Raw genomic sequence first — 23,161 nt, 5'->3', positions numbered from 1 at the left:
TAAGTTCATAACGATGATGTTTCGTCCAGGACCAGCCAAAGATCAAGTCGGCTTCTTGTCTTGTTTAAGGCGCAATAGTTTTCATGTTGTTGGTGCAGCAACGCAAATACCTGATGCAGAATTTAGAGCGAAATTAACCAGGGGCACAGGATCGCTCACGCTATAAGAGGCTAGAGAAAAGGTAGTAGCATGGCGATAGGGTGTTGAATGTATATTCATACTGCTCCAACCATTAAATATACGCTTCGCAAATTGAGGTCAGGTTGCGGCCAACTGCTGTCTAGAACCGTTGAAATCGCACAAACCATGTCACGAATTCACTGTGAGATGAGTTCTACTTTCCTTGAGATTATTTTCGCTGCAACAGCTCGCGCACATATTTACTGGGAATCGCATAAGTAATACCGCTCGGATGGCTCAAAGCGCTTTCCTTTACCCCTTTCACGAATACCATGTTGATAATCCCGTAGACCATCCCTGTTTCGGGGTCGTAGACCGGGCTACCGCTGTTGCCTGGATAGGCTGTTCCATCAAGCTGAAAAACCGTATATGCCGATTTTTGTAGTTGGGCGAGCGCTTTTACGTCCAATTGTTTTGAATTCAACGCCGGCAATACGACAGGGGTAATCGAAGAAAGCATTCCGCGGTGGGTCACTGGATGAAATCCGAGAATCATGCCGATGGGAAATCCCGTAAACGCAAACATTCGGCCTTCCCGAACCGTTTCGGAATCCCCGATCTTCATTGCCGGAAGGGCTTCACCGCCGATTTTGAGCAGTGCAAGGTCATGCTCCTTGTCAAGGGCGACACGAACTGCAGTCCTGATCTCAGGCTCCTTGGCCCCTCTCGCCGCGATTACGACCAGAGACTCCATCCCATCGACATCGAGTACCGTTGGAACCACGTGCGCATTAGTCACCACCAGCGATCCGTCACCCACGACAAAACCCGTTCCCATGAAGTTCAAGGATGGGCTGCGTGTTTTCTGGAAAGTGCCGATGCCGACGATCGACGGCTTGACGGCTTCTATGGTTCGAGAAAGGTCCTCACCCCAAAGCGGGCTGGCGAAGAAGCACCACAGACACAAAAGGGAATTTGAAATAAAGCCGGCTCGGGTATTCGACAGCATCTTGATATTCATGGTCACCTCCATGCATGCATCAGACGAAATCTTGCTGGGGTCATCGCAATCCCAGCTTGAGCATCAATGATCGAGTAAGGATCGACAGCTTACCTAAATCATCATATCAGTGTAATCCATAAAAGTAAGCCCGACCTATCCCGGACACCCAGCGAAATATTGTCGACGCACAACATTGAAGCCCGCATGGATATCTGTTAGATTAAATTCAATATGACAATTACAATGGATTATTCATTATGAGCATCATTGCCGTGGTGGGTCTCGGATATGTGGGTTTGCCCCTGGCCGTCGAATTTGGAAAAAAGCAGAGAACCATCGGTTTTGACCTGTCAACCGACAAGGTCAACAACTATAAGCGATGCATCGACCCGACCGGAGAAGTTTCGACCGCAGACCTCCAGGCAGCAAGCCATCTCACAGTCACCACCGACCCGACAGAAATTTCCCTGGCCGACCATATCGTGATCGCGGTCCCAACGCCAGTAGACATCGCCCATCAGCCCGATTTCAAGCCGCTCGTCGGCGCCAGCGAAACGGTCGGTAAACACATGAAACGCGGAGCGATCATCACCTACGAGTCCACGGTTTACCCCGGTGCAACCGAAGAAGTCTGCATTCCGATTCTGGAAAAACATTCCGGCATGAAATGGAAACAAGACTTCCACGTAGGATTCTCTCCCGAGCGCATCAACCCTGGCGATAAAGAACATACGCTGACCACCATTTTAAAAGTCGTATCGGGCGATGACGCGGACACCCTTGAGAAAGTGGCGAAGCTATACGAAACCATCATCACTGCCGGGGTGCATCGTGCATCCAGCATCAAGGTCGCCGAGGCCGCCAAGGTCATTGAAAACACCCAGCGCGACCTGAACATCGCGTTGATGAACGAGTTGGCCATCATTTTCGACAAGCTGGGAATCGATACACTGGAAGTTTTGCAGGCGGCCGGTACAAAATGGAACTTCCTTCCCTTCCGCCCCGGTTTGGTGGGAGGCCACTGCATCGGCGTCGATCCATACTATCTTACCCACAAGGCGGAGATGATCGGCTACATTCCCCAGGTAATCCTGGCAGGCCGTCGCATCAACGACAGCATGGCAAAGTTCGTTGCGGAACAGACGGTTAAGCAGATCATCAAGGCCGGATTCCACGTAAGGGGCGCCAAAGTCAACGTGCTTGGCCTGACCTTCAAGGAAAACTGCCCTGACCTGAGAAACTCCAAAGTCGCCGACGTGATCAAGGAACTCCAGGATTATGGCATCGAAGTTCATGTCCATGACCCTGTAGCAGATGCGAAGGAAGCCCATCACGAATACGGCCTGGAACTTGAAACCTGGGAGAACCTTCCACAGGCGGATGCGATTGTCGCCGCAGTTTCACACCGGGAATTGCTTGCCAGGCCTCTGAGTGACTTCCAGTCCAAGGTGTCCAATAAGGGCTGTTTTATTGACGTAAAATCCCAGTTTGACCAGGCCGCGCTTAGCAAGGCAGGACTCAGTGTCTGGAGACTCTAAAGTTAGGGGTAGCTGTACATGACAAGATTTCAAGATGCCCAGCAACATTTAAAGGGTCACCAATACCACTGGCTGATCACTGGCGTTGCCGGCTTCATCGGGTCAAACCTTCTGGAAGCATTGCTCATACTGAACCAGAAGGTGACCGGGCTGGACAATTTCTCAACTGGCTACAGGCACAACCTCGACCAAGTCCAGGCGTTGGTGGGAGCGGAAGCATGGGAAAATTTCGACTTCATTGAAGGGGACATCCGCAATCTCGAAGATTGCGTGCGTGCCTGCAAGAATGTGGATTATGTCCTGCATGAAGCCGCCCTGGGATCCGTACCGCGTTCCATCGAAAACCCTATCCTGGCCAACGAGAACAACATTACCGGCTTCCTGAATATGCTGGTAGCGTCTCGCGACGCCCCGGTCAAACGCTTCGTTTATGCCGCGTCCAGCTCCACCTATGGCGACCATCCCGACCTTCCCAAGGTGGAGTCGGTGATCGGGAACCCGCTTTCTCCTTATGCGGTCACCAAATACGTCAATGAACTTTACGCCGATGTGTTCGCCCGCTGCTATGGAACCGAGTCCATAGGCTTACGTTACTTCAACATCTTTGGCCCACGGCAGGACCCGAATGGTGCCTATGCCGCGGTAATTCCCCAATGGGTGGCCGCGCTCATCAAGAATCAAACCCTTTATATCAACGGAGATGGCGAAACCAGCCGAGATTTCTGCTTTATCGACAACGTCGTTCAAGCCAATGTGCTCGCAGCGCTGGCCGACAGTCCGGAGTCTACCAACCAGGTTTACAACGTGGCGCTCAATGAACGCACCAGCCTCAATCAGCTCTATGAAATGATGCGCTCGCTGCTGCTGGAGCAATTCCCCCACCTGAATAACCATCGCCCACAGTATGTGGACTTTCGTGAAGGAGATGTGCGCCATTCCCAGGCCGACATTTCCAAGGCTGGCAGATTGTTAGGCTTCGAGCCAACCCATCGGATAGATCAAGGGCTCAAGCAAGCCATGGACTGGTACGTCGCACACCTCTCGCCCCAATAAAGAGTTGAGAGGCGGACGGTTGTTATCAAGCCCTATTTGCTGTAGCTGACCTGCACCACGGCAAACGACGATGTCTCCGTTGCGTTGGACTGGTAGGGGTGCGTGGGCTTTCTGTAGAGACGCGTGACCTTTTTCACGTAGTCCCTGGTCTCGGGATAAGGCGGAATTCCGCGATACCGTTCCACCGCTCCCTCCCCCGCATTGTAGGCTGCAGCCACCAGCGGCACATTACCCCTAAAAAACGACAGCAGCCATTTCAGGTAGGCCAGGCCACCCTTGATATTTTCTGCCGGGTCGAAGGCATTTTTGACGCGGAAGCGCTGCGCCGTTTCGGGGATGAGTTGCATCAGTCCTTGCGCATTCTTGGGCGATATTGCCCGGACGTTGAAAGCCGACTCTACCGAGATGATCGCCAGGGCCAGCTTTGGATCCACCTCGTAGCGAGGCGCCAGTTGATGAACCAGATTGACGATCGGGCCTTGGGGGTAATTTGCTGCACCTGCGTGATCAGCGTCGTCATAGGCATCGTCCGCCGGTTTCTCGGGCAACAAACATGCAGGCAATGGCGTTGTGGTATTCGCCTTGGTGTAGCGCATCATCACTCGAGCATACTGATGCCCCTGTTCGGCCGCCATCGCGAATAATTGTGCGGCCACGCCATCGTCCTTGGGAACGCCGCGGCCATTGGCATACATCCAGCCGAGCGCGTACTGGGCGTCGGCATAACCCAGACGCGCGGCCCGGCAATAAAGGTCTACGGCCTTTTTGTAATCCTGTTGCACACCTTCGGCATGTTCGTACTTGACTGCCATATCAACCAAGGCTTTGGGATTATCCGAATTCTCGGACGCCTCCGGCATGGTTAATGGCGAATTGGGTTCAGCCATGGCCCCCGAACCACCACCACACAAGAACAATATTGTCAGCACTGCCAAGGACTTGCTTGATAAAGCCATTGCAATGCCCCCCATATTTTCCAACTTCGACAAATCTGTAATTATTGCGCCCACGAATGCTTTCCCCTGCATTGCGGCAGCAATGACATAAAATTGATTCCGACTCGTTCATCGTTCAGCATTTTCTGTTCCAACGTTTACAACTCGTTGTATTTATGGAACGCATAGCCAGGAAGGGAGATTAATGACGAAGCATCACACTACAAGTGTAAAAGTTTCCGACATATATTTTGCCGGCAGACCGTTTACCTCAGCTTTGCTTATTCAGCCTTGGGTGAAAAGAAAGCCTTGTGAAATAGATGGCGCGCGAGCAGCAACGGCGGCATGCGCAGCCAGTTAGAACGGACATAGAGCATCCAGCGCGCGCTGCCCGTCAAGCCATCGGAGCAACTCGGGTGAACGGGCATGAGCGCGCGAGTGAAGAGGCTATCCATGAGGGCCAGGGTGAGCCGATTGGGGCGACCGGTGCTGGCAGCGTCCTGCACATCGACTGGGATGGGTGTGCGCAGGAAAAGCGTGGCATAACGCAAGGCGTAGAAAAGGGGCCGCGTCAATTCGAGTTCCCGCGCCCGTTCAGCGAGATCAGACCAGAACGTCGGCAAGCTGTCGAAATGGCATAACAGGCTGTGAATATCGACCAGGTCGCGCAGGCCATTCTCCAGTTCGCCGTCGTGAAAAAGGTGAGTAGCGCTGTGCAGAACCATATCTGCCGGAGAAAACACCTGAATGTCATCGCATCCATCCAGTGCGCATGCCGCAGCACGAAGCTTTTCCGGGTCAGGATGGATGGCAGCCGTTTCCGGCAGAATCGCGTGATGCACATCGATCACGGTCGATCGCCTGACATGCTGCATGGGGGGCAATTCATGCATCCAGGTACGGTAATAGCGCTGGTCGTAGGCATCGTGGTGCGTTGTAGCCCAGCCGTGAAGCATCAAGGCGGCCTCCACCTCATTAAGGCGGTCTTTGGGCACCATGATGTCGATATCGGTAAAAAGGCGCCCCCGGGCTGACGGCAGATCAGCCATGACGTAGGCAGCGCCCTTGAGGAGAATGATCGGCACCCCGACCCTTGCCAAGGCCTTCCGAATCAGGCTTATTTCCCAGTGAATAGCCCGGGTGTGCCTTTCCGCTATGGCGTGCACCCATTCAAGATGCTCGCGCGGTTGAAACGGCACCTGTTCGAGCAGGCCATGTTCGTCGAGTAAAACGTAGAGGCGTGCCAACAAATTGGCCTGTCGCGCCTGACGCAGGAGCAAGTCCCAGTCTTCAAGACTCAGGGAGATCAACGAACCGGGTTGCCGGAGCGCCTGCAATACCAAGGGTTGTGAATTCACTTCAGGGGACTGGCGGTTTCAATGCGGCAAATGTTTCAATGGCTTCGTCCAGGACGCTATACGAAAAATCATAGCACAGGGAGGCGTCAATCAGGCCCGCCATGGTCTCGAAGCCCCTGACGCCCAGCAAACTGTAATTAAAAGCGTTATCCGCAACGCGCATAAAAGCCCGGGATTGAGGCAAAGCCTCCAGACGAGTGGCAGCACCAGCCTGGTATTTGGGGAAAATCACCCAGGCGGCACGAGCAGGTTCTGTTGCGTAGGCGATGCTGTCCGAGGGCGCTTTCATGTGAGCGACAGTGCCCTTCATCGTATCGCTGACCTTGCGGCTAAAGACCGCATCCGGCTCATAACGCTGAATGATATCTATGGATTCATTTTTCAAACTGACGGGGCGTGGAAGCGGGATGATTTTCCCGTCGCTGACGCGCACCAGGGCAAGCTCATCCGAAAGCAGTCGCCAGCCACGGCACACCAGGGCCGCGCACAGGGTGCTCTTACCAGAGCCAGGTGGGGCGGGCAAAATTGCAGCATACCCCCCCCTTTCAACTACCGCAGCATGGATGATCAGATAACGATTAGCATGGCTCGATACACACCAATTAAGCCCCCATTCGAATGTTGGAAACGCCTGGTCGAGCGGCAGGGGTTTGAATGCGGGCTTCCCGTCGAAAAGAAATAAAACCTGGGGTTTGAACCAGCGCCTCAGTGTTCTGGGAGACGCCAGGCTCACGTGGAAATCCGCGAACCCCGCATGCTCCACCAGAGGGTAATCGGCGTAGAGCAACCCGATGCCGTCCGCCACACTGGAAATCGAGGTCTGCAGATGCGTAACAAACGAGCCGGTTCGGAGGAAGATACCCCCCTTCTTGAGCCGGATTCCGAGTTCCTGAAACGATAGTGCGGAAACTTTCAAAATCAGCTTAGCTCTACGAGTGCAAGTCTGTTTAGATCCACGAGAAGATGCTCAATTTCAAGCACAAAATCGCCATCGAAACCGGGTTGTAGCGCCGGCGCGAGAAATTCTGCCAATACAGCCGCGTCCGCTGGCGCTTGTTGTAATTTCAACAGGACATGTGCAGCAGCCGAACCAAGCAGATGTGTATCCCCAGAGAGGCTGTTGTATACAACGAACTCATCGTTCCAGGAGCGGAAGTGAAGCGCATGACCGGATATCAGTCGCCACATCATTCTTGTTTGTCAGGTCTGCGGGGAGGAGATAGCGGCAAGTCGCTGGTTACAACGGCATGGTGGATTTCAAATAATCAACAATATCCGCCTCGTACCACTTGACACCGGCAGTGGGCTCAAAATAGCCATGCAGATTCCATTCGTTGAATATGTTTAGTACCTGCGCTTCGGTCAATGTTGGAGTCAATCCCTTAACAGCATTAAGTAATGCCGCAACGATGTGCGCCCCCAACTGGTAGGGGTCCCCGCCCCCGCCCAGCCAAATCACCTGCATCATGCTATATACGGAACTTTGGTAAGTTGTTTTAGATCTTTTGGAGTCTTTGTGCTCTTCTTGGTATGCGACGTAAATCGATCCATTTCCATTGCAGTTAAAAACGCTGCTGAATTGAGTTCCGCCTGACCAATCCGACACGTGCGTACCTGACGTTCCATGTTTGCAGTCGCCCGGCAAATATGGCGATGACCACTGTTGGGGATGAGTACCCCAATAGCCTGGGGTCCGGCCGCTGCACGTTTGTGGCGTGCCATGAGTACTGACATTGCCGGACAGAAAACCGGAAGGCGATTTGCATACACAAGCCAGCACGGGCCGGCTGGCGAGTGTTAGAAACACTCCCGATGCAGCCAAACCCGACTTGGTGAAGCCTCTGCGCGATTCATCGACGGGCTTCGTGCAATCAGCGAGATCATGGGAAACTTGTGTCTTTTCCACCTCGCCATCCTGATGTTCCTTGGCATTCATGCCATTCTCCTTGAAACGCGATTTGCGACGGCAAATAGCATTCACAGTAAAAGCGATTTATCCAGCCTGAAGCAAGAGCGCGGAGTTTATTCAAATAAAAGCAAAATCCATTCCACTGCATATAACACGGCTTTTAATTCAAAAAAAAACAATGGCGTATACACTTCACTTGCCGACAGTCTCTTAACCCCATGCGCTATTTTAATCCAGTTGTAAACAAATCCGACATTTAGCAAGCCAAAAAATCACGACCGCCCATAGACATCATCAAAACGCACAATGTCATCTTCACCCAGGTACTCACCGCTCTGCACTTCAATCATCACCAGGTTGAGCAAACCGGGATTTTCCAGGCGGTGTTTGTGTCCTGCGGGAATATAGGTGGATTCGTTGGTGTTGACGAACAGTTCTTGCTGGCCATTGACCACCCGCGCCATGCCGCTGACAACAACCCAATGTTCGCTACGATGGTGGTGCATTTGCAAACTGATGCTGGCGCCAGGTTTGACCTCGATGCGTTTGATCTTGAAGTGCCTGCCCTCTTCCAGCACGGTGTAGGTACCCCATGGGCGGTGAACGGTGGAGTGCAGACGGTAGGTTTTGTGTCCTTCCGCCTTGAGGCGTGCATATATGTGTTTCACGTCCTGGGCACGGCTACGGTCGGCGATCAGGACAGCATCGGGCGTATCGATGATGATCAGGTCGTTGACGCCCACTGCGCCTACCATGCGTTGATTGCTATGGATGCAGCAGTTGCTGACATCATGCAGGGTGACTTCACCTTCGATGCGGTTGCCCCGTGCATCGGGTGCGGTAAGGGCGCCCAGCGCGGTCCATGAACCGATGTCGCTCCAGCCGATACTGCATGGCACGACGGCGACGTTGCTGGATTTTTCCATCACGGCATAGTCGATGGAGTCATCCGGCACGAGTTTGAAAGCAGTTGCGTCAAGGTCTACCTGGCTGAAACTCTTGCCTTCTGCCGTGCGGGATTGCTCAAGGCACGCACGACTGGCGGCCAGAATCTCCGGGCAATGTTGCTGCATCTCGCGCAGCATGGTCCCGGCCTGGAAGCAGAACATGCCCGAGTTCCATAAATGGCGGCCGGATGCGAGGTATTCCAGGGCTTTTTCCAGATCGGGCTTTTCGACAAAGCGAGCAACAGGAAAACCTGCGCTCTCCCCTGCCGGCCCTCCGACAAACGGCACAGGAGAATCAAGGTCGACCTCAATGTAGCCGTAGCCGGTTTCAGGCATGTCCGGCTGGATGCCGAAGGTGACCAGCCTGCCTTGCGCCGCCAGCTGCATGGCTTTGGAGACGGCTTGGGCAAATGCGGCCTGATCGGCGATCAGGTGATCGGCTGCCAGCACGAGCAGGCAGGCATCTTCGCCCTGCGTGGCCGCGACTTGCAATGTGGCCGCGGCAATCGCGGGCGCGGTGTTGCGTCCAAACGGCTCGAGGATAAAGCGGTTGGTCAAGTCTTTGCCGCCAACGATGTCAGCCACTTCGCGGTATTCGTCTTCGGTCTTGAAAAACAATTCGCGGTTGGTGACGGTCAGTGTTTCGACAACATCGGGTAATGCGGCCCCGCGCAGCCAAGCCTTTTGCAGCAGGCTCTGCCCATCGCCGAGCCGGATGAACGGCTTGGGATGCAATTCCCGGGAAACGGGCCAAAGGCGGGAACCGGCCCCGCCACACAGGATTGTTGGAATTAATTTCATACAAAACCCTCATGCGTCACAAGGTTGTGAATAGTGTGGCGTGATAAATGCCCGAGCATCCGATCCTCTCAGCCATTAATTCTAAAGCTGTCTGGATTGGGCTGCACACATTTCACCCTGACTTTGGGTTTGATTCACGGCTTGCTAAGAATTCAAGAGCATTGGCATATATCTGTGTGCCAGCCGTACTCGTGGAAATTTGCTTGAACTACTTGATTTTGTTGGTGCCGGGAGCCGGAATCGAACCGGCACGCTATTGCTAGCGCGGGATTTTGAGTCCCGTGCGTCTACCAGTTCCGCCATCCCGGCTGATAGAGAGCCGCGATTATCAACCAAAACACCAATTACGGCAAGTAGCGGCGCCGCGAGGCGCAGCCTGGCCATGAATCATGCAAGCCGCACCGCCGCATCACAACCTGCGTTCGCACGGCACGGCATCATCGACCACGTGCGTGTAGAAAGACAGGCGGGCCAGCTTGCCATTCTCGAAATAGCGGAAGCGGGTAGGCAGCGGCGCTTCGACATCCGCTATGCCGGGATTCCACTCGATGCGGTGGTAGTTGTTTTCCCCCACCGTTAACTTGTACACTCCGGCTGATTCGCTTGCGGGGCTGGTGACGATATAATCCTGCTGGCCCGTGAAAGTAATCGTGATGCCGCTGCGGCACTGCCATTGGCCTTTCAGCAGCGGCGCCTTCGGCTGATTGACATCGCAGGCGGCAAGCAGCAGAAGCAGAATCAAGCCCGTCAGTTTTTTCATCATCATCCAGAATCCCGAACCGTTTAATAGAAATTTAGTGAATTCTAGTCCAATGCCTGCTTCGATCAAAGGAAGCGATGCGCCTCCGCTCACCCTGGCGGATTTCGATTTTGCGCTGCCAGACGAACTGATCGCCCAGTTTCCGGCCGAGCAGCGGCGCCACAGCCGCCTGCTGTACCTCGACGCGCCAGCCAACAAGCTACGCGACGATTTTTTCCGGCACCTGCCGGTTTTTCTGAAAGCGGGCGACTTGCTGGTGTTCAACAACACCCGTGTCATCAAGGCGCGACTGCATGGCACCAAGGCCAGCGGCGGAAAAATCGAGGTACTGGTGGAGCGCGTCCTCGACGCACACCACGTTCTGGCCCACATCCGCGCCAGCCATAGCCCGCAGCCAGGCTCCGCGCTGCTACTGGAGAACTGCCTCGCTGTCACCGTGATTGAAAAGAACGGCGCACTTTACCGGCTCAGGTTCGAAGGCGACGAATCCGTTCTCGACTTGCTGGAACGACACGGCAGCCTGCCCCTGCCGCCCTATATTACCCACACGCCGGATGCCGTGGACGAAACGCGCTACCAGACGGTCTATGCCCGCGAGCCCGGGGCGGTCGCCGCGCCCACGGCCGGACTGCATTTCGACGAGGCGATGCTGGCCGAACTCGAAGCCATGGGCGTGCGTACCGCCTACGTTACCTTGCACGTCGGTGCGGGCACTTTCCAGCCGGTGCGGGTGGACAACATTGCCGAACACCAGATGCACAGCGAGTGCTATCAAGTGCCGCAAGCGACGGTGGACGCGATTGCGCGCGCCAAAGCCGAAGGCGGACGCGTCATGGCAGTGGGCACCACCTCGCTGCGCGCGCTGGAGTCCGCAGCTGCGGACGGGGAGCTGAAAGCCGGTTACGGCGAAACCAGCATTTTCATCACGCCGGGCTACCGCTTCCGCGTGGTAGAACGCCTGCTCACCAACTTTCACCTGCCCAAGTCCACCCTGCTCATGCTGGTGTCGGCCTTCGCCGGCATGGACAATATCCGCCGCGCTTACCAGCACGCGGTAGAACAACGCTACCGCTTTTTCAGCTATGGCGACGCCATGCTCATCGAAAGGCAATCATGAAATTCGACCTGCACCAAACCAGCGGCCTCGCCCGCCGCGGTACCCTGACACTGGCCCACGGCACGGTGGAAACACCGGCTTTCATGCCGGTCGGCACCTACGGCACGGTGAAAGCCATGTCGCCGGTCGAGCTGCATGACATCGGCGCCCACATCGTGCTCGGCAACACCTTCCACCTGTGGCTGCGTCCCGGGCTGGAAGTGATCGCGGCGCACGGCGGGCTGCACCGCTTCATGAGCTGGGACGGGCCGATTCTTACGGATAGCGGCGGATTTCAGGTTTTCAGCCTGGGAGAGTTGCGCAAGATCACAGAAGAAGGCGTGAAATTCCAGTCGCCGGTGAACGGCGACCGCTGCTTCCTCACGCCGGAGGAATCGATGCGCATCCAGAAAGTACTGAATTCCGACATCGTGATGATTTTCGACGAATGCACGCCCTACCCAGCCGATTTCCAGACCGCGGCAGAATCCATGCGTCTTTCGCTGCGCTGGGCGGAGCGCTCGAAAAAAGCCCACGAGGGCAACCCCAACGCGCTGTTCGGCATCGTCCAGGGCGGCATGCACGAACCGCTGCGCGACGAATCCCTGCGCGAACTGGTGAACATCGGCTTCGACGGCTACGCCATCGGCGGCTTGAGCGTGGGAGAGCCCAAGGAGGACATGCTGCGCATTCTCGCCCACACCGCGCCACGCATGCCGGCCGACAAGCCGCGCTACCTGATGGGCGTGGGCACACCGGAGGATATCATGGACGCAGTCAGCCAGGGCGTGGACATGTTCGACTGCGTCATGCCCACGCGCAATGCGCGCAACGGCTGGCTGTTCACCCGTTTCGGCACGGTCAAGATCAAGAACGCGCAATACCGCCTCGACACCGCGCCGCTGGACGAGCAGTGCAGCTGCTACACCTGCCGCAACTTCACCCGCGCCTACCTGCACCACCTGCACCGCCTCGGCGAAATTCTCGGCGCGCGCCTCAACACCATCCACAACCTGCATTACTACCAGGAACTGATGCAGGGAATCCGCAAATCCATCGAAGAGCAGCGCTTTGCGGAATTCGTGCAGGAGTTCAGGCAAGCGCGCGCCACACCGTGCTAGAATTGCGCGGATTTTATCCGACCTGATATATGGAGAACGAACTGTGCTGATTAGTAACGCTTTTGCCGCCGGCACCACCACTGGCGGCCCTGACCTGATGGGTTTCGTGCCCCTCGTCGTGATTTTCGTGCTGTTCTATTTCATGCTGATCCGTCCGCAGATGAAGCGCGCCAAGGAACAGAAGAACATGATGGATGCGCTGCAAAAGGGCGACGAAGTCGTCACCGCCGGCGGCCAGCTGGGTAAAGTGGTCAAGGTGAACGAAGGCTACATCAGCCTGGAAATCGCCGAAAACGTGGTCGTGACCGTGCAGAAACAAGCCATCACCACCCTGCTGCCCAAAGGCACGATCAAGAGCATATAAGCGTGAGGGGCGAGGCGTGAGGGGTGAGAAACCCACCCTCCTCCGCCTCACCCCTAACCCCTTACCCCTCACGGAATTCAGTCCATGAACCGCTACCCCCTGTGGAAAAACATTGTCGTCGCAGTCGCCCTGCTGCTGGGACTGCTCTACACCCTGCCCAATTTCTTCGGCGAAATGCCTGCCGTGCAGGTTTCCTCTGCCAGAGCCACGGTGAAAGTGGATCAGAGCACGCTGCAACAGGTGGAAGAAACCCTGAGCCAGAACCAGATTTCCACGCGGGGCGTCACGCTCGACACCGCCAGCATCAAGGTGCGCTTCGCCGACACCGACACCCAGCTCAAGGCCAAGGACCTGCTGCAGAACAAGCTCGGCAACGGCTACGTGGTCGCGCTCAACCTCATTTCCAGCTCGCCCCGCTGGCTCACCAGCATGGGCGCGCTGCCCATGTATCTCGGCCTGGATCTGCGCGGCGGCGTGCACTTCCTGCTCCAAGTGGACATGAAAGCCGCCCTGGTCAAGACCATGGACCGCTATACCGGCGACATCCGCAGCGCGCTACGCGAGAAGAAGATTCCTTACGCCGGCGTCAGCCGCCTGGCGGACCAGACCATCGAAGTCAAGTTCCGCGACGCGGTCACGCGCGGCCAGGCCATGAACGAGCTGCTCAAAAGCATGCCGGACCTGCTTCTGAAGGAAACGGAGGGGGGGGGCGATTTCAAGATCAGCGCCAGCATGAACCCGCAGGCGCAGAAAAAGAGCCAGGAATTCGCCCTGCAGCAGAACATCACCACCCTGCGCAACCGCGTCAACGAGCTGGGCGTGGCCGAGCCCATCATCCAGCAGCAGGGCGCCGACCGCGTGGTGGTGCAACTGCCCGGCGTACAGGACACCGCCAAGGCGAAGGAAATCCTCGGCCGTACCGCCACCCTGGAAATCCGCATGGTGGACGACGAACACGACATCAACGCTGCGCTGCACGGCGAAATCCCGTTTGGCGACGAACTCTACACCGAGCGCAAGGGCTCGCCGCTGCTGGTCAAGAAACAGGTCGTGCTGACCGGCGAATACATCAGCGATGCCGCGCCCGGCTTCGACAACCAGACCAGCGAGCCGGTCGTGCACATTTCGCTCGACGGCCGCGGTGCACGCATCTTCCGCGACACCACGCGCGATAACGTGGGCAAGCGCATGGCTATTCTGCTGATCGAAAAAGGCCAGGCGGAAGTCATCACCGCCCCGGTGATCCGCGAGGAAATCGGCGGCGGCCGCGTGCAGATCAGCGGCTCCATGACCACGCAGGAAGCCAACGACGTCGCGCTGCTGCTGCGCGCCGGCGCGCTCGCGGCGCCGATGGAAATCATCGAGGAACGTACCGTCGGCCCGAGCATGGGCGCGGAAAACATCGCCAAGGGCTTCAACTCGAACATCTACGGCTTCATCGCCATTTCCCTGTTCATGATGATGAACTACCGCTTCTTCGGCTTGATTTCCACGCTTGCACTGAGCGCAAACGTGCTGTTCCTGGTCGCCGTGCTGTCGATTCTGCAAGCCACGCTGACCCTGCCCGGCATGGCGGCTATCGCGCTCACCGTCGGTATGGCGATCGACTCCAACGTGCTGATCAACGAACGCATCCGCGAAGAACTGCGCAACGGCATCTCGCCCCAGGCGGCGATCAACGCCGGATACGAGCGCGCCTTCGGCACCATTCTGGACTCCAATATCACGACGTTTATCGCCGGCACCGCCCTGTTCTGGCTTGGTTCCGGCCCGGTGCGCGGCTTCGCGGTAGTGCTGTGTCTCGGCATTCTGACTTCGATATTCAGCGCAGTGGTGGTGTCGCGCAGCCTCGTCAACCTGACCTATGGCCGCAAAGCGAGGCTGGAGAAAGTTTCGATTTGATTCATTGCCACAGAGAACACAGAGAAATCGTGGCATTGCCACCTGGTTTTCTCTGTGATCTCCGTGTTCTCTGTGGCTAAAAGTATTTTAAGGAAAAAACATGCTGGAATTTTTCAATATCAAACGCGACATCCCGTTCATGAGCTACGCCCGGGTGACGACGATGATCTCCCTGGTAACCTTCATCCTGGCGGTGGCGGCGTTGAGCATCAAACACCTCAACCTGGGCGTGGACTTCACCGGCGGCACGGTGATGGAAATCAACTACCCCCATCCGGCGGAAGTACCTAAGGTCCGCGACACGCTGACCCAAATCGGCCTGCATGACGCTGCCGTGCAAACCTTCGGCACTTCGCACGACATCCTGGTGCGCCTGCCGGTCAAGCCCGAGCTCAGCAGCGCCAAGCTTTCCGAAAAAGTCTTTCAGGCGCTGTCTGCCTCCGACTCCAGCGCCAAGCTGCAACGCGTCGAATTCGTCGGCCCGCAGGTGGGCAAGGAGCTCTATGAAAACGGCGCGCTGGCCCTGCTGGTCGTGTGTCTCGGCATCATGGCCTATCTTGCCATACGCTTCGAATGGCGCTTCGCGGTGGCCGCCATCATCGCCAACATGCACGACATCGTGATCATCCTCGGCTGCTTCGCCTTCTTCCAGTGGGAATTCTCTCTCACCGTGCTGGCCGGCGTGCTCGCCATCCTGGGCTATTCGGTGAACGAGTCGGTGGTGGTGTTCGACCGGATCCGCGAGAATTTCCGCAAGATGCGCAAGGCCAGCGTGCCCGAAATCATCGACAACGCCATCACCCGCACCATGTCGCGCACCATCATCACCCACTCCATGACCCAGCTGATGGTGCTGGCCATGCTGTTCCTCGGCGGCGAAGCATTGCATTACTTCGCCCTGGCGCTGACCATCGGCATCATCTTCGGCATCTACTCGTCGGTGCTGGTCGCCAGCCCGATCGTGCTGTGGCTGGGCGTATCGCGCGAACAATTCATCAAGCCCGAAAAGAAGGAAGGCGAGGAAGCCGAAGCGCTGCCCTGATTTTTCGCATCCGATCACCGCATAAATTTATGGCCAGAAAACTAGCCCTGCTTTGCCTGCCCCTGTGGGCTGTGCCGCCCGCTTTCGCACAAGAAATCACTGACGAAAGCCTGTTCGTCGATAACGCCCTGCCCATGGTGCTGACCGCCTCGCGCATGACCCAGTCGCCACTCGACGCGCCGGCCCCGGTAACGATAATCGACCGCGAGATGATCCGCGCCTCGGGTTTTACCGAGGTGCAGGACCTGATGCGTCTGGTGCCGGGATTCATGGTGGCAGACTGGCCCTCCGGCCCGCCCATGGTGGTCAATAACGGCCTGGGCGATGCGAACAGCCGGCGCTTGCAGGTGTTGCTCGACGGGCGCTCGGTTTACAACCCGTTCAACGGCACGGTGGACTGGAGCAGCCTGCCAATCCGCGTGGACGACATCGAACGCATCGAGGTGGTGCGCGGGCCCAACCCGGCGACTTACGGCGCGAATTCCTTTCAGGGTGTGGTCAACATCATCACTCTTTCTCCGCGCCAGGAACATGGAAAATCCGTAATGCTTAGCAGCGGCACCGGCGGCACCCGCGAAGCCGCCCTGCGCGCCGGAAACGCCGAAGGCCCGCTGGAATGGCGCCTTTCGCTGTCACGGCGGGAAGCGGTCAATTATCGCGACCTCGGCGTGGATAACTACAATCTCGGAGAAAGCATCCAGCGCGACGTCCTCAACGGCCAGATCGCCTACCAGCTCAATTCAAGAGATGAACTGCGTTTCCAGGTCGGCATGACGCGCAGCGACGACACCACCGGCGCGATCATCGACACCAGCAACCCGCCTCACCCGCGCACCGGTCAAAACAATTTTTTCCAGGCAGCCTGGCGACGCAGTACCGCTGCGGACGAGGAAATGTCTTTGCAGTACTACCATTTCGACAGCCAGGCACGCGAACCCTATCTGGTCGACGCGACCGTTCCGGTCAACCTGGATGTAAACATGCGGCGCGACGACCTGGAATTCCAGCAAACCCACCCACTTGCCAGCAACTTGCGCAGCGTATGGGGCGCCGGCGTACGCCAGGACAAGGTTAGCTCGGACCACTATCTGGCAGGCGAGGGCGAGGTCGGCGGGACGCAATGGCAAGTGTTCGGAAATCTTGCCTGGCAGGCCGCCCCCAAGTGGCTGATCAACGCGGGCGGCATGGTGGAAAAGCATTACTTCACCGACACCTTGTTCTCCCCGCGCCTGGCGGCGAACTACAGCTTCCTGCCCAGCCATGTGCTGCGCGCCAGTACCGGCCGCGGATACCGCGCGCCCACCGCATTCGAAGAGCTGTCGCGCGAGGAATATGTCTACAACGGCGCTGTAGTCGAAACCGGCTACTGGGGTCAGCATCTCAAACCGGAGCAGGTGGATTTCCGCGAGATCGGTTACGTGGGCTATTTCCAGGAAATGGGCCTGCGCGTCGACGCCCGGCTGTTCTGGAACGATTACCAGAACTATATCGACGACAAAACCTGCAGGTTTGCCCCCACACCCGACCAGTTTCCCTGCTCCACCCCCGCACCTGCCAACTACACCGGCAGCGGCAAGGCCTTCCAGTTCATCAATTCGGGAAACATCAGCGTCGAGGGCAGAGAAATCCAGCTCGACTGGCGCAACCCGCTCGTGGGGCGCATGGTGCTGGGATACGCGCACACGCATATCGGCGCCGAACGCAGGGTAGACCAGGATGTGCCGAAATCCGCGCCGGTCGACAGCATCAGCCTGCTGTGGCTGCGCAACCTCCCCGGCCGTTTCGCCGCCAGCGTCGGCTTCTACGCGCTCACGCCCATGATGTGGCTCAACGACGGCGACAAACAGCCTGCCTATCATCGCACCGACATCCGTCTGGCCAAACAATTCGGCAAGCGTGAGTCCGGCAACGAAGTGGCGCTTACCTTGCAGAATACCGGCGGAAACTATGCCGAATTCAGAACGAACGATTATGTTGTTGAACGCCGCTCTTTCGTCACTCTTCGCCTGGGCTGGTAAATGGACTTCTTCTCAACTTTTCTCGACCTGGTCCTCCACCTCGACCGTCACCTGATAGAGCTCATCTCGCTGCACGGCGCATGGGTCTACGTCATTCTGTTCCTGGTGATCTTTTGCGAAACCGGGCTGGTGGTAACGCCTTTCCTGCCGGGAGATTCCCTGCTTTTCGTGTCCGGGGCGATTGCCGCCACCGGCGCGATGGAACCGCAATGGCTGCTGGTGCTGCTGGTATCCGCATCGTTCCTGGGCGACAACACCAACTACTGGATCGGGCGCCTGGCCGGACCGCGGATTTTCAGGAGTAAATCCTCGCGCTTCCTCAACCGCAACTATCTCGACAAGACCCACCGCTTCTACGAAAAACACGGCGGCAAGGCCATCCTGCTGGCACGCTTTTTCCCCATCATCCGCACCTTCGCGCCCTTCGTCGCCGGCATGGGCAGCATGGATTACCGCCGCTTCCTCGCCTTCAGCTTCGCCGGCGGCGTCTGCTGGGTCGGCTTCTTCGTGCTGGGCGGCTATTTCTTCGGCAACATTCCGGTGGTGAAGGAGAACCTCACCCTGGTAATGCTCGGCATCATCGTCGTCTCCCTGCTGCCCGGCGCAATCGGCTACCTGCGCCACCGCTTCCAGTCCTGAGCCGCCCGCCTATTTGATATTGGCCCAAACCGTGGTAGGTTTGCGGGGATGATGATGGGAGCATTCATGTACGGCCTCTACGTAATCCTCGGACTAGTGTTCCTGGCCGCCCCGCTGTTGGGAATCATCGCCTACCTGCGCGTCAACCAGCTGGAAAAAACGCTCCAGCGGCTGCGTTCCGCCGACCCACTGGCGAGCCGTGTGGCGGCGCTGGAGGCGGAAGTAGGGCAACTGAAGCGGCGCTTGAGCGAATCGCCGGACATCGCTCCCCTTCCTGCAGCAATAGACGAGCAGCCCCTGGCAGTCCCATCACCGGCGCCCGCGACCGCGAGCCATGCACCGCGCCATAGGGTCGCAGCAGAACCGCGCCCCAAGCTCGATCTTGAGGCCCTGATCGCTGGCCGCTGGCTCAACCGCATCGGCATCATCGCGCTGCTGCTGGCCGGCGCATTTTTTCTCAAATTCGCCTTCGACAACGACTGGATCGGCCCCGCCGGGCGCGTCGCCATCGGCCTGCTGGCCGGCAGCGCGCTGATCGTGTTCAGCCAGACCATCCTGCAACGCGGCTACAGCTACTTTTCCGAGGGCATCGCCGGGCTCGGCGCCGGCGTGCTTTACCTCTCTCTTTATGCCGCCCATCAGTATTACCAGCTCATTCCTTCCTGGGCAGCGTTCGGCGGCATGGCCATCGTCACCGCCGCGCTGATGGCGCTGGCGCTGGGCCGCGATTCGGTGCGCATCGCCCTGCTGGCGCTGGCCGGCGGCTTTCTCACGCCGGCGCTGCTGAGCAGCGGCGTGGACGCGCAAATCCAGCTGTTCAGCTACATTGCCGTGCTGAATTTCGGCCTGCTGGCCCTGACGCGCCAGCGCGACTGGGACGTGCTGCCGCCGCTGGCGCTGCTCGCCACCATCCTCTATTACATCGGATGGCACCAGCAGTTCTATCACGACGCCACCCATCTGCTGCCGACGCTCGCGTTCCTTTCTCTGTTTTTCGCCCAGTTCTCCGCCCAGTCCCTGCTCCAGGCGCGGCGCAGCGGACCGCTCAACGCACTGCAAATCCTGCTGCTCGTGCTGACCGCCGGCTTTTACCTGGTCGCCCTGGGCGAGCTGCTCTACGATCTCCACCGCGCGCAACTGACGCTCGCGCTGCTGCTGATTTCCGCCGCCTACCTCGGCATGATGCGCCTGACGCCGCCCAGCACTGCGCGCCTGCTGTTCGCCGCGACGGCCCTGACCGCCGCCACCCTGGCCATTCCGGTGCAACTGGAAGGCGAGTGGATCGCCATCGCCTGGGCCGTCGAGGGCGCGGCGCTGGCCGGCAGCGGGTTCCGGACCGATCACGCCGGCCTGCGCGGCGGCGGGCTGATCCTGTTCGTGCTCGCCGCCCTGAACCTGGTTTTCGACCTGCCGGACGGCGGCGCATTCCTGCTCAATGCCCGCTTCGCCACCTTCGCCGTGCTGGTCGCCTGCCTGGGCCTGTCTGCCGCATGGGCATTCAGGAGCCGTGAAACGCTCTCCGCCAACGAGCGTTTCGCCTTCGGCGTGGCGGGCGTGGCGGCCAACGTATTCGCGCTGTGGGGTCTATCGCTGGAACTGTGGGATGCGTTCGATACCGGCCAGCGCCACGGCTTGGCGCAAATGCTTTCCCTGTCCTTGCTGTGGGCGGCATACGCCACGGCCCTGATCCTGGTCGGCGTGCGACGCGACATCGCTGCGCTGCGCTGGCAGGCGCTGGCGCTGTTCGGGCTGCTGGTGGGCAAGGTGTTCCTCTACGACCTCTCCCTGCTGGACCGGGCCTACCGCATCGTCTCGTTTTTTGCCCTGGGCATGGCATTGCTGGTGGTGTCGTTCTTCTACCAGCGCCGCCAATCCGCAGACAAGTCGGAGAACGAGTCATGATGCGCTGGCTCGCCATGCTGCTATTACCCCTTTGCGCGCAGGCTGCCGACCTGCCCGGCGCGTGGCAGCATTGGCAATATTTCCGCGCGATGCAGAACCCATCCGCGCCGTCGGCCTGGCAGAGCGCCATGCTGCCGGCGGAAATTTACGGCCCGGCGCAGAACGGCCTTGCCGACCTGCGCGTGATCGACCGCGACGGCAAGGAAGTGCCTTACCTGCTGCATGCGCAACAGGAACAATGCCGGCGCGCGTGGCGCAATGCGCCCGTCAGCGACACCGGCTTCATTCCCGGGCAATACAGCCAGGCCGTCATCGATACCGGCCCGGACGGCGCGCCCCACAATGCCGTTCAGCTCACCCTCGAACAAAAGGATTTTTTCACCTGGACGGAAATCTCTGCCAGCGACGACCGCCTCAACTGGCGCATCGTGCGCGAAAAAGCGCCGCTGTTCCGCTTCGAGCAGGAAGGGATGACCAACGGCCAGGTGCTGACCTACCCCAGCACTCGTTCGCGCTGGCTGCGGCTGCGCTTCCTGCAGGGCGAAAAGGCGCTGCAGGCCAGCACCGCGCGCATCACCGAGGAAACCAGAACTGCGGCCCGGCGCGTCCCGCTTCCGGCCAGCTTCAACCTGGCCGCCCGGCAGCCCGAGGGAGAAACCCTGCTGGAGGCCGACCTGGGAAAAACGCGCCCGCCGGTGTCCGCCATCCGTTTCGAGACCAGCCAGGCGGAATTCCACCGTCGGGTAACAGTCAGCGCCAGCGACGACGGCAAGACCTGGCGCAACGCGGGGCAGGGCCATATTTACCGCTACGCGGACGAGGGCAAGCAGCGCATCGAGCTGGAGGTCGTTTTTCCGGAAATCCACGCCAGGCTCTGGCGCGTGGCGCTACTGAACCGCAACGACCCCGCGCTGCCCGGACTGCGCCTGGAAATGCGCGGCGTACCGCGCCAGGTGGCGTTCAAGCGTGAAGCCGAGCAGGATTACCGCCTGCTGTACGGCAATGCGCGCGCGGCCGCGCCGAGCTATGAACTGGCGCAACTGGTCCGTTCGGAGCCCTGGCAGACTGCGCCCGCGGCACTGCTCGGCCCGCAGCAGGACAACGGCGCTTATGTCAGCGGGGACGCATGGAGCGAACGCCACCCCTGGCTGCTGTGGACTGCTCTGCTCGTCGCGGTTGGGGGTTTGGCCTGGATGGCCATCAATGCGCTACGCTTCGGTAAGGTCGAGGCGCAGGAAGAGGACAAGTGACAGGGAGGAAATCCCTGTCACTGCCAGATTAAGCGGTAGTATTGACGTTTTGCCCGAGGTTGGGCGGCAAATTGGCGGAAGTCTTTTCCGGAGTGGAAATGCTGTTTACCAACTGCAGGGCGTTCTGCGCCTCGATTTCCATGGCCTTCTTCAGCACCGCGATATTGGCTGCATCGCCCGTGCTCTGACCGGCAACCGATGTCAGGGCGGTACTTGTGTTCATGTTGACGTTCATTTGAGCCTCCGCTCTTACAAAACAACTATTCAAGTATACGCCTACATTTTCGCGCGTACCAATTGAATCAATGGATTATCGAAATGACCCTGACCGAACTGCGCTACATCGTCTCCCTCGCCCGCACCCGTCACTTCGGCCGCGCGGCGGAAGCCTGCTTCGTCAGCCAGCCCACCCTGAGCGTGGCGATCCGCAAGCTGGAGGAAGAGCTCGGCGTCGCACTGTTCGAGCGCGGCGCCAGCGAGATCAGCGTCACGCCGGTCGGCGAACGCATCGTGGAACAGGCGCAGCGCGTACTGGAAGAAAGCGCGACGATCAAGTCCATCGCCCAGCAAGGGCGCGACCAGCTGGTCGGCCCGCTGCGCCTCGGCGCCATTTACACCATCGCCCCATATTTGCTGCCCTCCCTGATTCCCGCCCTGCATCAGCTCGCCCCGCAAATGCCGCTGCACCTCGAAGAGAATTTCACCGCGCGCCTCGCCGAACGCCTGAAACAGGGAGAACTGGACGTCATCGTCATCGCCCTGCCCTTCGCCGAACCGGGCGTGGTGACGCAGGCGCTATACGACGAGCCGTTCATGGTGGCAATGCCGAAAACCCACGCATGGTGCAAGAAGAAACTTATACCCGGCGCACAACTGGCGGAAGAAAACCTGCTGCTGCTCGGCTCGGGCCACTGCTTCCGCGACCAGGTGCTGCAGGCCTGCCCCGCCCTCAACCGTTCCAGCGCCGCGCCCGGCAGCATGCAGCGGACCTTCGAAGGCAGTTCGCTGGAAACGATCCGCCACATGGTGGCGAGCGGCGCGGGCATCACCGTGCTGCCGTGCAGCGCCATCGGCCCGGCACAGCACGAAAGCAAGCTGCTGGCCTTCCGTCCCTTCGCCACGCCCGTTCCCGGTCGGCGCGTCGCCCTGGCGTGGCGCAAAAGCTTTCCCCGCCCGCAGGCGCTGGAAGCCGTACGCCAGGCCGCGCTGGCGGCGCTGCTGCCGTGCGTCGCCATGCTGGATCTGCCGGCTGAGAGCTATTAGCCGTCAGCCGGCAGCTGATAGCTGATAGCTGATAGCTGATAGCTGATAGCTGATAGCTGATAGCTGATAGCTGATAGCTATAAGCTAGATACCAACAATCAATTAGATCAATCATTGCGTTCTCCCTAAGATGCGAAGCG

At 58.6% G+C, this 23,161-nt stretch carries 21 protein-coding genes and 1 tRNA gene; 12 read left to right on the top strand and 10 right to left on the bottom strand.

The window, feature by feature from the left end; genetic code table 11:
• Nucleotides 1–349 precede the first annotated feature (349 nt).
• Nucleotides 350–1,141 carry a S1 family peptidase gene (locus tag SKTS_RS07320; protein WP_173062508.1) on the bottom strand — a complete coding sequence of 264 codons (792 nt, stop codon included), beginning with the start codon at nt 1,139–1,141 and terminating at the stop codon, nt 350–352.
• Nucleotides 1,142–1,380: 239 nt separating this feature from the next.
• On the opposite strand from SKTS_RS07320, the gene SKTS_RS07315 reads away from it, so the two are divergent.
• Nucleotides 1,381–2,661, top strand: coding sequence for a nucleotide sugar dehydrogenase (locus tag SKTS_RS07315; RefSeq protein ID WP_173062505.1), 1,281 nt, complete (start codon nt 1,381–1,383; stop codon nt 2,659–2,661).
• Nucleotides 2,662–2,679: 18 nt separating this feature from the next.
• On the top strand, nt 2,680–3,714 hold the full coding sequence (locus SKTS_RS07310; RefSeq protein ID WP_173062488.1) for an SDR family oxidoreductase: 1,035 nt from the start codon (nt 2,680–2,682) through the stop codon (nt 3,712–3,714).
• Between the two features lie 32 nt (nt 3,715–3,746).
• Here SKTS_RS07310 and SKTS_RS07305 read toward each other — a convergent pair whose 3' ends face one another.
• The 8 genes from SKTS_RS07305 to SKTS_RS07270 form a co-directional block, all read right to left on the bottom strand.
• Nucleotides 3,747–4,601, bottom strand: coding sequence for a transglycosylase SLT domain-containing protein (locus SKTS_RS07305; protein WP_244617469.1), 855 nt, complete (start codon nt 4,599–4,601; stop codon nt 3,747–3,749).
• 329 nt (nt 4,602–4,930) lie between these two features.
• Nucleotides 4,931–6,007 carry a nucleotidyltransferase domain-containing protein gene (locus tag SKTS_RS07300; protein ID WP_173062485.1) on the bottom strand — a complete coding sequence of 359 codons (1,077 nt, stop codon included), beginning with the start codon at nt 6,005–6,007 and terminating at the stop codon, nt 4,931–4,933.
• 1 nt (nt 6,008) lies between these two features.
• Complete coding sequence (locus SKTS_RS07295) at nt 6,009–6,923, bottom strand: HprK-related kinase A (RefSeq protein WP_173062482.1); 915 nt, start codon at nt 6,921–6,923, stop codon at nt 6,009–6,011.
• A 2-nt stretch (nt 6,924–6,925) separates the two neighbouring features.
• Nucleotides 6,926–7,198, bottom strand: a complete 273-nt coding sequence (locus tag SKTS_RS07290; protein WP_173062480.1) for an HPr-rel-A system PqqD family peptide chaperone — start codon at nt 7,196–7,198, stop codon at nt 6,926–6,928.
• Nucleotides 7,199–7,244: 46 nt separating this feature from the next.
• Complete coding sequence (locus tag SKTS_RS07285; protein ID WP_173062477.1) at nt 7,245–7,943, bottom strand: hypothetical protein; 699 nt, start codon at nt 7,941–7,943, stop codon at nt 7,245–7,247.
• Between the two features lie 245 nt (nt 7,944–8,188).
• Nucleotides 8,189–9,664 carry a mannose-1-phosphate guanylyltransferase/mannose-6-phosphate isomerase gene (locus SKTS_RS07280; RefSeq protein ID WP_173062474.1) on the bottom strand — a complete coding sequence of 492 codons (1,476 nt, stop codon included), beginning with the start codon at nt 9,662–9,664 and terminating at the stop codon, nt 8,189–8,191.
• Between the two features lie 222 nt (nt 9,665–9,886).
• A tRNA-Leu gene (locus SKTS_RS07275) sits at nt 9,887–9,973 on the bottom strand.
• 100 nt (nt 9,974–10,073) lie between these two features.
• Nucleotides 10,074–10,430, bottom strand: coding sequence for a hypothetical protein (locus SKTS_RS07270; RefSeq protein WP_173062471.1), 357 nt, complete (start codon nt 10,428–10,430; stop codon nt 10,074–10,076).
• A gap of 46 nt (nt 10,431–10,476) precedes the next feature.
• Between SKTS_RS07270 and queA the strand changes: the two genes are divergently transcribed.
• The 9 genes from queA (at nt 10,477) to SKTS_RS07225 (ending at nt 21,758) form a co-directional block, all read left to right on the top strand.
• Nucleotides 10,477–11,541, top strand: coding sequence for a tRNA preQ1(34) S-adenosylmethionine ribosyltransferase-isomerase QueA (queA, locus tag SKTS_RS07265; RefSeq protein ID WP_173062468.1), 1,065 nt, complete (start codon nt 10,477–10,479; stop codon nt 11,539–11,541).
• The gene (tgt, locus tag SKTS_RS07260; RefSeq protein WP_173062465.1) at nt 11,538–12,641 is read left to right on the top strand and encodes a tRNA guanosine(34) transglycosylase Tgt; all 1,104 of its coding nucleotides are present in this window, start codon (nt 11,538–11,540) and stop codon (nt 12,639–12,641) included. The genes queA and tgt overlap by 4 nt, the downstream gene beginning before the upstream one ends.
• Nucleotides 12,642–12,684: 43 nt before the next feature.
• Nucleotides 12,685–13,005 (top strand): preprotein translocase subunit YajC, encoded by a 321-nt coding sequence (yajC, locus tag SKTS_RS07255; protein WP_173062462.1) that lies wholly within the window; start codon nt 12,685–12,687, stop codon nt 13,003–13,005.
• An 84-nt stretch (nt 13,006–13,089) separates the two neighbouring features.
• Nucleotides 13,090–14,907 carry a protein translocase subunit SecD gene (gene secD, locus SKTS_RS07250; RefSeq protein WP_173062459.1) on the top strand — a complete coding sequence of 606 codons (1,818 nt, stop codon included), beginning with the start codon at nt 13,090–13,092 and terminating at the stop codon, nt 14,905–14,907.
• Nucleotides 14,908–15,010: 103 nt separating this feature from the next.
• The gene (gene secF, locus SKTS_RS07245; protein ID WP_173069051.1) at nt 15,011–15,949 is read left to right on the top strand and encodes a protein translocase subunit SecF; all 939 of its coding nucleotides are present in this window, start codon (nt 15,011–15,013) and stop codon (nt 15,947–15,949) included.
• A 29-nt stretch (nt 15,950–15,978) separates the two neighbouring features.
• Nucleotides 15,979–17,967 carry a TonB-dependent receptor plug domain-containing protein gene (locus tag SKTS_RS07240; protein WP_173062456.1) on the top strand — a complete coding sequence of 663 codons (1,989 nt, stop codon included), beginning with the start codon at nt 15,979–15,981 and terminating at the stop codon, nt 17,965–17,967.
• On the top strand, nt 17,968–18,606 hold the full coding sequence (locus SKTS_RS07235; RefSeq protein WP_173062454.1) for a DedA family protein: 639 nt from the start codon (nt 17,968–17,970) through the stop codon (nt 18,604–18,606). It abuts the gene before it with no gap.
• A gap of 66 nt (nt 18,607–18,672) precedes the next feature.
• A complete protein-coding gene (locus tag SKTS_RS07230; RefSeq protein WP_173062451.1) occupies nt 18,673–20,508 on the top strand; it encodes a DUF2339 domain-containing protein in 1,836 nt (611 codons plus the stop codon).
• Entirely contained in the window at nt 20,505–21,758 is a 1,254-nt protein-coding gene (locus SKTS_RS07225) for a DUF3999 family protein (protein ID WP_173062448.1), read from the top strand. Before SKTS_RS07230 ends, SKTS_RS07225 begins: the two co-directional genes overlap by 4 nt.
• Before the next feature lie 28 nt (nt 21,759–21,786).
• Here SKTS_RS07225 and SKTS_RS07220 read toward each other — a convergent pair whose 3' ends face one another.
• Nucleotides 21,787–21,993 (bottom strand): YjfB family protein, encoded by a 207-nt coding sequence (locus SKTS_RS07220; protein ID WP_173062445.1) that lies wholly within the window; start codon nt 21,991–21,993, stop codon nt 21,787–21,789.
• Between the two features lie 83 nt (nt 21,994–22,076).
• Between SKTS_RS07220 and SKTS_RS07215 the strand changes: the two genes are divergently transcribed.
• A complete protein-coding gene (locus SKTS_RS07215; protein WP_173062442.1) occupies nt 22,077–23,021 on the top strand; it encodes a hydrogen peroxide-inducible genes activator in 945 nt (314 codons plus the stop codon).
• Nucleotides 23,022–23,161 lie beyond the last annotated feature (140 nt).

The sequence above is a fragment of the Sulfurimicrobium lacus genome (assembly GCF_011764585.1).
Taxonomy (GTDB): Bacteria; Pseudomonadota; Gammaproteobacteria; order Burkholderiales; family Sulfuricellaceae; genus Sulfurimicrobium; species Sulfurimicrobium lacus.
This window is presented reverse-complemented; position numbering and strand designations above follow the sequence as displayed.